Here is a 12,579-nt window from a genome sequence, read left to right on the forward strand (position 1 = left end):
CAGTATTTAACATTAAGGAATGCAACGATGAGCCAAGGTAAAATCGTGCAAATCATTGGCCCGGTGGTTGACGTGGAATTCCCACGCGACGCCATGCCGAAGGTATTTGACGCGCTGACGCTGGCCAACCCCGAACTGACGCTGGAAGTTCAGCAGCAGCTGGGTGATGGCGTGGTCCGTGCAATCGCCATGGGTTCGACCGATGGCGTGAAGCGTGGCCAGGCTGTGCTGAACACCGGCAACCCGATTTCGGTGCCGGTCGGCAAGGCCACGCTGGGCCGTATCATGGACGTGCTGGGCAACCCCGTGGATGAAGTCGGTCCCGTGGTCGCTGAAGAGCGTTGGTCCATCCACCGCAAGGCCCCCAAGTTCGACGAACTGTCGAGCTCGGTGGACCTGCTGGAAACCGGTATCAAGGTGATCGACCTGATCTGCCCGTTCGCCAAGGGCGGCAAGGTGGGTCTGTTCGGTGGCGCCGGTGTGGGCAAGACCGTGAACATGCTGGAACTCATCAACAACATCGCCAAGGCTCACTCGGGTCTGTCGGTGTTTGCCGGTGTGGGCGAGCGGACTCGTGAAGGTAACGACTTCTATCACGAAATGGCCGACTCGGGCGTGATCAAGCTGGACAACCTGGCCGAATCGAAAGTGGCCATGGTTTACGGCCAGATGAACGAGCCTCCCGGCAACCGTCTGCGCGCAGCGCTGACCGGTCTGACCATGGCCGAGTACTTCCGCGACGAGAAGGACGAAAACGGCAAGGGCCGTGACGTGCTGTTCTTCGTGGATAACATCTACCGCTACACCCTGGCTGGTACCGAAGTATCCGCGCTGCTGGGCCGTATGCCGTCCGCCGTGGGCTACCAGCCCACCCTGGCCGACGAAATGGGCCGCCTGCAAGAGCGTATCACCTCGACCAAGACCGGTTCGATCACCTCCATCCAGGCCGTTTACGTGCCTGCCGATGACTTGACCGACCCGTCGCCTGCCACGACCTTCGCCCACTTGGACGCAACCGTCGTGCTGTCGCGTGATATCGCCTCGCTGGGTATCTACCCCGCCGTGGATCCGCTCGACTCGACCTCGCGTCAGCTGGACCCGCAAGTGGTTGGTGAAGAGCATTACCAAGTAGCCCGTGGCGTGCAACAAACGCTGCAGCGCTACAAGGAACTGCGCGACATCATCGCGATTCTGGGTATGGATGAACTGTCGCCGGAAGACAAGCTGGTCGTGGCTCGCGCCCGTAAGATCCAGCGTTTCCTGTCGCAGCCCTTCCACGTCGCCGAAGTGTTCACCGGCGCACCTGGCAAGTACGTGTCCCTGAAGGAAACCCTGCGTGGCTTCCGTGGCATTCTGAACGGTGAGTACGATCACCTGCCGGAGCAGGCCTTCTATATGGTCGGCGGCATCGACGAAGCTGTCGAAAAAGCCAAGACCCTGCAATAAGGGGTAGGAAATGGCCATGACCATGCATGTGGACGTAGTCAGCGCTGAAGAGCAGATCTACTCGGGTACGGCCGAATTCCTGGCCGCCCCCGGCGAGATGGGCGAAATCGGCGTGCTGCCGCGCCACGCTCCGCTGCTCACCCGTATCAAAGCGGGCGCGCTGCGCATCAAGGTCGCCAACAGCAACGACGAGGAAGTGCTGGTCTATGTATCCGGCGGCATCCTCGAAGTGCAACCGCATGTGGTGACGGTACTTGCCGACACCGCTATCCGCGGTAGCGACCTCGATGAGGCGAAAGCGTTGGAAGCCAAGAAACTGGCCGAAGAAGCCCTGGCCAACCGCTCGGGTTCGATGGATTACGCCTCGGCGCAAGCCGAACTGGCGCAAGCCGTCGCCCAGCTGGCCGCGATCAAGAAACTCCGCAATCGCGCCTGACCCGTGGCTTAGCAGTACCAAGCAAAAGGGCAACCCCATGGGTTGCCCTTTTGCTTTGGCATGGTTTACCGTAATGGGCCGCCATCAACAGCAGTGCCCTTTATGAAAATGTACATCCTGGTCCGCGACGATATCCCCCTGGGCTTTGCCATGGTCGCCGTCGCCCATGCCTCCTTGGCCGGCTATCTGGCTTACAAGGACACGCCGGAAGTTGCCCAGTGGCTGGACGGCCCCTTCTTCAAGGCCGTCTGCAAGGTCAACGCCAAGGAATTCGAGAACGCCAAGGCCGTGGCCGACCACGTTGTCCTGACCGAGTCCGCCCTCGATGGCCGCGAAGTCGCCATCGTCTTCAAGCCTCGCGAGGCAGAGGCCTGGCCCAAGATGTTCCGCTTTCTCAAGCTGTATCGGGATTAGGCACGCCATCAGCGCTTGGGCAGCCCCTACCAGACCAAGACGCCACAAACAGCTGGTTCGACCTACGATGTAGCCGCCTATCTATCGCAGCGGCGGGGATTCCGCTTTCCCCCCAAGCCCGCGATAATCTCCCCTCCCATCCACCGCCGGACCGCACACCATGTCCCTTAATGTCATCATCCTCGCTGCCGGCCAAGGCAAGCGCATGAACTCCAGGCTGCCCAAGGTATTGCAACCCTTGGCCGGCAAACCCATGCTGGGCCATGTGCTGGATGCCGGCAGGGCCTTGGCGGCCGAGCGCTTGGTGGTGGTGTATGGCCATGGTGGCGAGCAGGTGCAGGCGGCCTTTCATGGCCAGGTCGATGTACGCTGGGCGCACCAGGCCCAGCAGCTGGGAACCGGCCATGCGGTGGCCCAGGCGCTGCCGGAGTGCAGCGAGGGCGTGGCCCTCATTCTGTACGGCGACTGCCCGCTGATCACGCCGGCCACCCTGCAAGGCCTGCTGGACACGGCGGGTAGCGACAAGCTGGCCGTGCTCACCGCCATCATGGACAACCCCAGCGGCTATGGCCGCATTGTGCGCAACGAGGCCGGCCAGGTGGTCAGCATCGTCGAGCAGAAGGACGCCAGCCCAGCCCAGCTGGCCATACGCGAGATCAACACCGGCTTTATCGCCGCGCCGCTGGCCCGCCTGCGCGAATGGCTGCCACAACTCAAAAACGCCAATGCTCAGGGCGAGTACTACCTGACCGATGTCATCGCCATGGCCGTAGCCCATGGTGTGGAAGTCGCCGGCCTAGTTGCGGCCGACGCCTGGGAGGCAGCCGGCGTCAATGACAAGCGCCAGCTGGCCGAGCTGGAACGGGTTTACCAAAGGCAGCAGGCCGACAAGCTGCTGGCCGCTGGCGTCACCTTGATCGACCCTGCCCGTTTCGACCTGCGCGGCACCATCAGCCACGGCCAGGATGTGGAGATCGATATCAATGTCGTGCTGGAAGGGCAAATACGCCTGGGTGATGGCGTCAAACTCGGCCCCAATGTCTATCTCAAGAACGTCACCCTGGGGAATGGCGTCATCGTCAAAGCCAATACGGTGATCGAGGACAGCACGGTCGGCGCCGGCTCGGACATCGGCCCCTTTGCCCGCATCCGGCCCGATTCGGTGTTGGGCGAGAAGGTGCATATAGGCAACTTCGTGGAGCTCAAGAAGGCTAGGCTGGGCAGTGGCACCAAGGCCGGGCATCTGGCCTACCTGGGCGATGCCGTCATCGGTGAGCGGGTCAATGTCTCGGCCGGTGTTATCACCTGCAACTACGATGGCGCCAACAAATTCGTCACCACCATAGGCGACGATGCCTTTATCGGCACCGACACCCAGTTGGTGGCACCGGTCACCATCGCCGAGCGTGCCTATATCGCCGCAGGCTCCACCATCACCCTGGATGCCCCCGCCGACGCCCTAACCATCTGCCGTGCACGCGGGCAGAAATCCCTGCCTGGCTGGAAACGACCAAGCAAGAACAAATAGACAAGGCCACGCCTACGAAGGCAAGATAAACCCATGAACCAGACCATGCGCCACCCGTGCCAATACCCTAGCCCCTCGGCCCCACCTGCCTAGCGGTCGCACGCGCGCATCTCTACCCCTCATCACGCGGCCGCTCCCAGAGCGGCCGTTTTTATTTGCCTGGTTGTTAGTACCTATCCCCATGGAGCAAGGCATGGTCGAGCAAATCACATTTCCCAACCGTCGCGGCCTACGCCTGGTGGCCGACCACTACCCGGCCCAGACCGACACCGTGGTGGTCATGGCCCACGGCTACACCAGCCACAAGCGCTGGGCTGGCCGCTTTCCCTATATTGCCGCGCAGCTCAACCAGCACGGCTATGCTGCCTTGGCCTTTGATTTTGCCGGTTGTGGCGATAGCGACGACGACAGCCTGCGTGCCGACAAGCTGGCGCAGGATGTCCACGCCGCCGTGGACCAGGCCAGGGCCATGGGTTATCAGCGCATTGCCCTGTGGGGCCACAGCCTGGGCGCGCGGCTATGCCTGATGGCAAAACCGTTATGGGCCACCACCATGGTGCTGAGTGGCGCGGGCACCACCCCCATGCACTACCATTGGCCCGACTACTACAGCGCCGAAGAACTGGCAGAACTGGCCGCCACCGGCCGCATGACTATCGAAGCCGCCCCCGGCTGCCGCCGCCAGACCCAGGTGGTCGAAGCCCAGATGCTGCGTGACTTTGTCGAGTTCGAACAAGCCGCCCTGCTGCACGACCTGCCCTGCCCCGTACTCATCATCAACGGCAACCATCCTGACGATGCCGAGGAGTGCGCCCTGCTGGCCGGCAACCGCCAAGGGCTGCACCTGCTGCCCACCGGCTCCCGTCACACCGTAATCGAAGGCGCGCGCCACAACTTTGCCGACCACCTGCCACAACTGGCCGAGCTGGGCGTAGCCTGGATACGCGAAAGAATGCCCCAATGACACTGAGTTATTCTTTCGTCATATTCATTTCATATATTGCAATGACGAAAACATACTCCCATCATGCGCGACTTTGCCTAGACTTCTAGTCACCCGCTGAAACCGCCCCAGGCGGACTCAGGCACTGACCCAAGTGCAGCAACCCAACACACGGAGAGATACCCTATGTGCGGCATAGTCGGCGCAATCGCGCAGCGTGATGTAGTAGCCCATCTGATTGACGGCCTGAAGCGGCTGGAATACCGGGGTTACGACTCCTCTGGCATCGCCGTGCTCAACGGCGGCATAGAGCGCGTGCGCCGCGTTGGCCGCGTGGCCGAGATGGAATCCGCCGCACAGGCCCAGGGCACCCACGGCAAGCTGGGCATAGGCCACACCCGCTGGGCCACCCATGGCGGCGTGACCGAACCCAACGCCCACCCGCATATCTCCGGCGGTGTGGCCGTGGTACACAACGGCATCATCGAGAACCACGACGAGCAGCGCGAACGCCTCAAGGCCCTGGGCTATGTGTTCGAATCGCAGACCGATACCGAAGTCATCGCCCACCTGGTCGAGCACTACTTGAAGCAGACCGGCGAGCTGTTCACCGCCGTGCAGCAAGCCGTGCGTGAACTGCATGGCGCCTACGCCATTGGCGTGATGTCGCAAACCCAGCCCGACCTGCTGGTCTGCGCCCGCATGGGCTGCCCGCTGCTGATAGGCCTGGGCGAGTCCGAGAATTTCATCGCCTCCGATGTCTCGGCCGTTTTGTCCGCCACCCGCCGCGTCATTTTCCTGGAAGAAGGCGACGTCGCCGCCCTCACCACCAGCAGCGTCACCATACTCGATAAGACCGGCGCCGCCGCCGAGCGTACAGTACACCTCTCCGATGTCTCGCTGGCCTCGCTGGAACTGGGCCCGTACAACCACTTCATGCAGAAGGAAATCCACGAGCAGCCCAAGGCCCTGGCCGACACCATAGAACAGGTGCTGGAAGAAGGCTTCAGCCCCACCCTGTTTGGCGATGCCGACGGCGAGCTGCTGCGCCAGGTAGAAGGCGTGCAGATCCTGGCCTGCGGCACCAGCTTCTATGCCGGCTCCGTCGCCAAGTACTGGATAGAGAGCATCGCCAAGCTGCCCTGCACGGTCGAAATCGCCAGCGAATATCGCTACCGCGAAGCCGTGGCCAACCCCAAGTACCTCATCGTCACCATCTCGCAATCGGGCGAGACGCTGGACACCATGGAAGCGCTGAAATACGCCCAATCCCTGGGCCATGATCTCAGCCTGTCCATCTGCAACGTACGCGAATCCGCCATCCCCCGCGCCAGCCGCCTGGTGTTCTACACCCGTGCCGGCGCCGAAATCGGCGTGGCCTCCACCAAGGCCTTCACCACCCAGCTGGTCGCCCTGTTCACCCTGGCCGCCACCCTAGCCAAGCTGGGCGGCAAGCTCAATAGCGACAGCGAAGCCCACCACCTGGACGCCCTGCGCCAGCTACCCGGCAGCGTACAGCATGCCCTCAACCTCGAACCCCAGATCAAACCCTGGGCCGACCGCTTCTCACCCAAGCACCACGCCCTCTACCTGGGCCGTGGCGTGCACTACCCCATCGCCATGGAAGGCGCGCTCAAGCTCAAAGAAATCACCTACATCCACGCAGAAGCCTACGCCGCTGGCGAACTCAAACACGGCCCCCTCGCCCTGGTGGACGAAGCCATGCCCGTGGTGGTGATCGCCCCCAACGACAGCCTGCTGGAGAAAGTGAAATCCAATATGCAGGAAGTCCGTGCCCGTGGCGGCGAACTGTTCGTCTTCGCCGACCTGGACAGCCACTTCGGCGAATCCGACGGCGTCCACGTCATCCGCACACCCCGCCACGTCGGCGTCCTCTCCCCCATCCTGCACGCCATCCCGGTGCAGCTACTGGCTTACCACACAGCACTGGCCAAGGGGACGGACGTCGATAAGCCGAGGAATTTGGCGAAATCGGTGACGGTGGAGTAGGTATGAGCATCGAATTACCGTCTTTCCGCTACCACCCAAACCCAATAGATACAGGTGCCGTCGTCGAGAGCGACGGTACCTGCCAATGCTGCGGCCAAGATCGCGGCTTCATGTATACGGGATCGATTTACTCAACTGCAGATCTGGATGACATCTGTCCTTGGTGCATCGCCGACGGAAGCGCCTCAGCGAAGTTTGACGCCTCATTCGCCGACGACTACCCGCTCATCGCTGCAGGTATCCAGATGCATGTCGTAGAAGAGGTCGCGTGCCGAACGCCAGGCTACGTCTCATGGCAGCAAGATTCCTGGTTAGTGCATTGTGGTGACGCGTGCGAGTACCACGGCGATGCTTCCAGGGAGGACATCTGCAACGTGTCGGAGAACACGAAGGCAGCCTGGATGGCCGAGTACAAGCTGGACGACGAAGACTGGCATCAGATCACCGACAGCTACACACCAGGTGGCGACCCCGCGATCTACAAGTTCGTTTGCCGCCATTGTCGGCAGATCCTGTTCGGCTGGGACTGCTCGTGATTAGGATCAGCGCCGCCTGAGCCAGCCGAAAGTGTTGAGCTGGCGGCAGACATGCCCATCAAACGGACTTGACGAACAAGGAAATCGTCGCAAATCAATACATTGCACAATCACACCAATTATTTTTGGTGGCATACGCTCAGGTCAATGATATTGACTGCAGCCATCTACCGTGAATCGCACTGAATCTCCCTGGGGAATTCCTTCGTCGATTCGGAAACAGCCTTTGTTGATCGTAAAACTCATGGTTGTCTCCTTCTTATGGATAGAGTGAATGCTAAGCGTTGAATTCAGCGGCCGCCGTAGGCGGTCCGCTGGACTGAACGGTTACACGGCTGGGCAGCGTCCTCTCGATGGAAGGGTTAGGCCGCACGCACACCAATGCCGCCTCAGAACCAGTAGTCAGCGACGCATCGACCATCGCGAGGCAGGTCATCGAATGTATCCAGGCCGTCGAAGTGATCGATGGGAATGTGGGCGACGGCCACAGGTTCAGCCAATCGCAGGTTGACGGCGATTCTCCTGCGGCCTTGTTCATCTAGGTGCTTGCCCCGCCAGAAAGCCACACAGCCACAGGTGGGACAAAAGTGAAACTCAAGTGCGTTGCCTCTCGAGAACGGGTAAGTCGTACCCGAGACCTTGATTCCTTCGTTCTCGTAGTCATACGCCCAGAGAACGCCATATCGTCGGCACGCAGTGCAATTGCAAGCTGTGGCGCCATCGGGCTCACCTTCAAACGTCCAGCGGGCGGCACCACAGAGGCAGGATCCTTCAAGCATGGTTTTGTCCTCGTAACGTAGGGCGGATAGTCCTGTGCTGCCTAATGTTTTACATGAGGGGCCGTAAAGGGCACCAGACCTTGGCCGCCCCCCCTCAATGAAAGGGCTAGGCACTGGGCGCCGTGGCCAGTGATCGCAAACCTAATCAGATCATTTTTTTTGCAGAAGCAACTTGACCTTCTGTTGAATGTCTTCGCAATTTCTCTTGTACGCATCGGATTCTGGATCCGCATACCTGACAAAGCCTTTTGCTGTTTCAATGCCGCTTCTGAAGTCCGCTTTGAAGTGCTCGGGCGTATAGTGCGGCACTTTAGTTTGCGCTAGCTCACGGGTTGCAGCGAACTTGAGATCGAAGAGGTTCTTGATTTCTTCCGTCGACAACTTGCAAGCTTGGGCAAAGCCAAAGAGTGTTCCGTCTGCCCTTACTTTTGCGACCAGCTCAGACTCGTCGTCTTGATGCGGTTGGGCTAAAGCCAGACTATTTGCGAAGAGAGTAAGCGCGACTGCCGCGACCTTGTATCGGTAGTTGGAACGTAGGTTTGTCTTCATGGTGTAAATGGCTCAAAGAACGAGTGATATGAAGCGCGTCTTGCCGCTGCTTTGCGGCATCAATGGCGCCAGTTCGCAGCGGATGCGCCTTGCTTCCTCCCAAGTTACTTCTTCAGTCATCCTTGCGGTGTCCATGCTCTCCAGCCCAGTGATAGGGCTGATGCGAGGCGTTCGGACGTTCCCCTCCATCTGCTGCGGTAAGTAGCCGGCGCGCGCAAACTTCTTTGCTCCATCGATAGCCAGGTGTACCGGGAAAAGCAGGGTGCGTTCAGTCCCGCTGCCGCCCAGAAAGGACACGCTCAGTGATCCACCGTCTCGGTAGGTGTCGAGACCGGTGGGTGAGACGACTGCCATGCGCGGCAAGCCTACCGAGAACAGGCGCTTGATCGAACGAATGGGCACTGAACTGACTCCGCTTGATGGAAGGCACCATGAGGCATGTGAAGCGTATGTCATTGCGCCACCGCACCAGTTGATGCTTGAAATCTACGCAGGGTAACCGCTGCCGCGCCGAAAGCGCCAGTGTGGCAAGCAGGGGTGGGCCTGACGTAGGCTGCATGCGCTATTCGAAGCCTACGCGCACCATGCTGCTAACACGCGGCACTAAACAGCGCCGTCCGCTCCAGCTGGCGCCGCAGCGTCCACAAGGTTGGGCTGCCCACATCAAACACCTTTACTTGCAATAATCGCCGACTAAGCTCAATGCACACGCAGCGCGTGTCGTGCTTTTGACCATATCCACTTTCTTGCGTCTGCGGCGCTAGTCGCTAGCGTAAGGTAGACCGTCAGCGATGCAGCTAGAGGCGCGTTTCTGCTTGCCTTTGGCAGGTGCGTCTATTCGGTTCGGCATCGTGTTGCCGGTACCCAATGGGCGTGATGTTTTCGCATCGGGGTTCGGGCTTGGCGGATAGTTCGGTTGCAAGTGACAGCAGTTTTCGGCCCACACTTTTATTATGGAGCTAAGTTCCCCATGAGATCTCTGCACACCCGCCCAACCCCCAGTATGCGACTGCGCCCGCTCACCCTGGCCTTGGTCATGATGCTGTCCACATCGGTGTTCGCTGTACCCATGTTCAGCAAGACGACCACCACGCCAAACCGCGCAGTTGGCGCCAATGTCACGCAAACGCTAACGCTGACGCCCACCGCCCTGAATGACGCCGGCATGATGGCACAAGCTCAGGTGGAAACGGTAACCATCAATGGGACGGTTACGGATGGCGACACCTTCAGCATTACCCTGCCCGGCACGGCGACGACCATTACAACCACAGTAGCCGCCACAGACACTCCGGCCAGTATGGCGACGGAACTCCACGGGCTCATCACTGCCCATGCCGACTATCTCAGCAATACCACCTACCAGGTGACTGACAACACCACAGGTACCTTGACCTTCACGGCCACCACACCGGGTACGTCGTTTGCGATGTCCTTCCCTACCGATGCGGGCAGCCTAGCCACAAACTCATCGACGGCGACCATAGACGGCGCGGAGACACAAGCGAATGTGCCGGCCGTACCGGCGCAGAGCCAGATCGACACGCTGACCATCGGCGGCAGTGTGGATATCGGGGATGTCTTTAGCATTGCCCTGCCAGGGTCGGGAACAGTCAGCTTTACTGCCACCACCACCAGCACGGCCGATGTGGCTACCGGCCTGAATGCCGCCATCCAGGCCGACCCCGGCGTAGCCTATGCAGCGCAGGACTACACCACCAGCGTCACCGGCAGCGATATCGTGTTCACGGCCAAGAGTGCCGGCACCGGTTGGACCCTGGGCGCGACGGGGAGCACCAACGCGACTGCCGTGGCACAGGTTGATACGCTGACGCCGTCATCCATCGTGGCTGGCAACACGTTTGCCGTGACGCTCAATGGCACTACCTATACCTTTGTGGCGACCACAACCTCGGCCACGGATGTAGTGAACGGCCTCATCGCCGCCATACCCAGCACCACGGTGACCCCTACGCTGAACACCGGTACGCTGGTGCTGACCGCCAACACCCCCGGCACCGCCTTTACCTCCGTAGCAGCCGCTGTCGACGTCGCCACGGCGGCCCAATCGACCTTGACCGTCGGCACCCCCAGCCTGATTACGGCAGGCACCACGTCGGCCATACTGACGCTGAAGGATGCCAGTAGCACCAGCCTGTTCAATGTCAGTGCCAGCGGCGCCACCATTACCAGCAATAGCGCCAGTTGCACGGTAGGCAGCCTAACGCGCAGCACGACCGATGGTACCGTCACCGCCACCATTACCGCCGTCAGCCCAGGTAGCTGCATTATTGGTGCAACCTTGAATGGCAGCACCGCTGTGACGGCCACCCAAGCCGTTACGGTGACTGCTTCTAATACCACGATCACTGGCGGCACCGGCACCATTGACGGTACGGGTACAGTGACAGGATCGGCGAATGTCACAGTGACTGCGGGTAGCACGGTAGATGTGTCGGCGACCGGCGCCAGCGGCAGCACCCTGACCGTCGATGCCTCCACTAGGCCGGTCAACCTCAATCTGGGCGGTACTAGCTCAACAATTGCGGTCTCTACCAACTCCGGTGGCGGTGTGCTGAGTGTGAAGCCTTCTTCCAGCAGCGGCCAGAATGTGTTGGCGCTTACCAACGGCACCATGTCTTTGTCCATAGGCGGTAGCGGTTCTCTCCTGGCCGTGGGTGACAGCAGTCCTGCGCAAGTGGTTCTCACTTCGGGTAGTGGCGGTGCGTCCATCAATGCATCGGCAATCACTGGAGGCGGCACGACGGTGAAGGTGAATTCGGGCACGGTAACCACGCCCCGTAACTGCGGGGCACGACCAACCGCACCGGTCTCACCGCCGCCGGGGAGCAAGTCCAGTGCATGGACTAATTACTTCGCCAGCGTATCGACCTATCAGAGAGCCCTGTTGTCTTACTCGCTGTGCCTCTCCGATGTCGCGGCGGTAAGCGTAAGAAGCGCGTTGACCAGCGGCCGTGCCAACATACTGTCGTCGTCCTCCTTGCTTCTGTTCGCGGGTGAAACCATCACTTATGACAGCGAAGGGAATGAACAAGGCATCATCCTTGCCGATGGTGGCGCTGGTGTGGCACAAACCCTTAGTGCCATCCCTGCCGGCATGACGCTGGAGAGCATACCGGTGTCCATAGACGGCACCCCTGCCCGCTTGAATGGGTCGGCGCTGGGCAGCAGCATCATCACCAACCTGAGCCAGCAGCTTGGTATCCAGCTCACACGCGGCAGCAATAGCGTTATCGGTGGCATGACCATGTCTGCACCAGACGGCACCTGGATAGCCGGCGTTCCTGTTGGATCGCTACGGGTTGCGCCCGGCATAGCCAGCGGGCTGCAGAGCAATGGGCTGATGCGTGTTGTGGTGAAGGGCGCGATGGTGGAGCTGGCCCCCAGCCTGGTCAGCCCCAGCAGCTTCGCCACGCAGCTCATGAGCCTGGATAGCCAGGCCACCGGGATGATCACGGCCAACGGCTTGATCAAGGCAACGTTGGGTGGTGCGAAATACGTGGCCCGGCCGGCATGGACTGCTACACCCAGCAGCCTGAATGGCTTCTCGTACGACGGTGCCGGCCATCTGATCCATGGCGATGGCAGTATGCAGCAGACGCTCTACCCAGCATTTGCCAACATTGATGTTGTGGCGGCTGCACTCAGCGGCATCATAGGGGCAACTGGGCCAACCATTGGCGTTGATGGTGCCGTTACCACCAAGATAGGGAATGTCGACTACACACTGCGTGCGGGTTACATGCTCATCAACACCCCGGAAGCCCATGCTACCGATACCTGGTGGCAAGACGGTAACACCTTCTATATCAACAATCAGGATGGTACCGCGCAGTCGTTCTCGGTTGAGTAAACCGTATTACCCAAGCAGCTAGTCTCAAGGCGCAACACTCGCATGGGTGTTGCGCCTTTTTACA

Annotated in this window: 11 protein-coding genes; 8 read left to right on the forward strand and 3 right to left on the reverse strand. The window is 60.5% G+C overall.

The window, feature by feature from the left end; genetic code table 11:
* Positions 1 to 27: 27 nt before the first annotated feature.
* The 7 genes from atpD (at position 28) to V7714_RS08535 (ending at position 7,313) form a co-directional block, all read left to right on the forward strand.
* Positions 28 to 1,446, forward strand: coding sequence for a F0F1 ATP synthase subunit beta (gene atpD / locus V7714_RS08505; RefSeq protein ID WP_284195285.1), 1,419 nt, complete (start codon positions 28 to 30; stop codon positions 1,444 to 1,446).
* Between the two features lie 10 nt (positions 1,447 to 1,456).
* Complete coding sequence (locus tag V7714_RS08510) at positions 1,457 to 1,882, forward strand: F0F1 ATP synthase subunit epsilon (RefSeq protein ID WP_284195286.1); 426 nt, start codon at positions 1,457 to 1,459, stop codon at positions 1,880 to 1,882.
* 102 nt (positions 1,883 to 1,984) lie between these two features.
* Positions 1,985 to 2,296, forward strand: a complete 312-nt coding sequence (locus V7714_RS08515; RefSeq protein WP_335709328.1) for a peptidyl-tRNA hydrolase — start codon at positions 1,985 to 1,987, stop codon at positions 2,294 to 2,296.
* 160 nt (positions 2,297 to 2,456) lie between these two features.
* Positions 2,457 to 3,824: a bifunctional UDP-N-acetylglucosamine diphosphorylase/glucosamine-1-phosphate N-acetyltransferase GlmU gene (gene glmU / locus V7714_RS08520; protein ID WP_335709329.1), complete on the forward strand. Its 1,368-nt coding sequence runs from the start codon at positions 2,457 to 2,459 to the stop codon at positions 3,822 to 3,824.
* Between the two features lie 193 nt (positions 3,825 to 4,017).
* Positions 4,018 to 4,788 carry an alpha/beta hydrolase gene (locus V7714_RS08525; protein WP_335709330.1) on the forward strand — a complete coding sequence of 257 codons (771 nt, stop codon included), beginning with the start codon at positions 4,018 to 4,020 and terminating at the stop codon, positions 4,786 to 4,788.
* Positions 4,789 to 4,953: 165 nt separating this feature from the next.
* Entirely contained in the window at positions 4,954 to 6,777 is a 1,824-nt protein-coding gene (gene glmS / locus V7714_RS08530; RefSeq protein WP_335709331.1) for a glutamine--fructose-6-phosphate transaminase (isomerizing), read from the forward strand.
* Between the two features lie 2 nt (positions 6,778 to 6,779).
* A complete protein-coding gene (locus V7714_RS08535) occupies positions 6,780 to 7,313 on the forward strand; it encodes a CbrC family protein (protein WP_335709332.1) in 534 nt (177 codons plus the stop codon).
* Between the two features lie 389 nt (positions 7,314 to 7,702).
* Here the strand turns inward: V7714_RS08535 and V7714_RS20615 are convergent, their stop codons facing one another.
* The 3 genes from V7714_RS20615 to V7714_RS08545 form a co-directional block, all read right to left on the reverse strand.
* Positions 7,703 to 8,092, reverse strand: a complete 390-nt coding sequence (locus tag V7714_RS20615; RefSeq protein ID WP_290333639.1) for a GFA family protein — start codon at positions 8,090 to 8,092, stop codon at positions 7,703 to 7,705.
* Positions 8,093 to 8,242: 150 nt separating this feature from the next.
* Positions 8,243 to 8,641, reverse strand: coding sequence for a hypothetical protein (locus tag V7714_RS08540; RefSeq protein WP_335709333.1), 399 nt, complete (start codon positions 8,639 to 8,641; stop codon positions 8,243 to 8,245).
* 12 nt (positions 8,642 to 8,653) lie between these two features.
* Entirely contained in the window at positions 8,654 to 9,043 is a 390-nt protein-coding gene (locus V7714_RS08545; protein ID WP_335709334.1) for a hypothetical protein, read from the reverse strand.
* Positions 9,044 to 9,611: 568 nt separating this feature from the next.
* On the opposite strand from V7714_RS08545, the gene V7714_RS08550 reads away from it, so the two are divergent.
* Positions 9,612 to 12,515, forward strand: a complete 2,904-nt coding sequence (locus V7714_RS08550) for a beta strand repeat-containing protein (RefSeq protein WP_335709335.1) — start codon at positions 9,612 to 9,614, stop codon at positions 12,513 to 12,515.
* Positions 12,516 to 12,579: the final 64 nt, after the last annotated feature.

It is taken from the genome of Chitinimonas sp. JJ19, assembly GCF_036961565.1.
GTDB lineage: Bacteria > Pseudomonadota > Gammaproteobacteria > Burkholderiales > Chitinimonadaceae > Chitinimonas.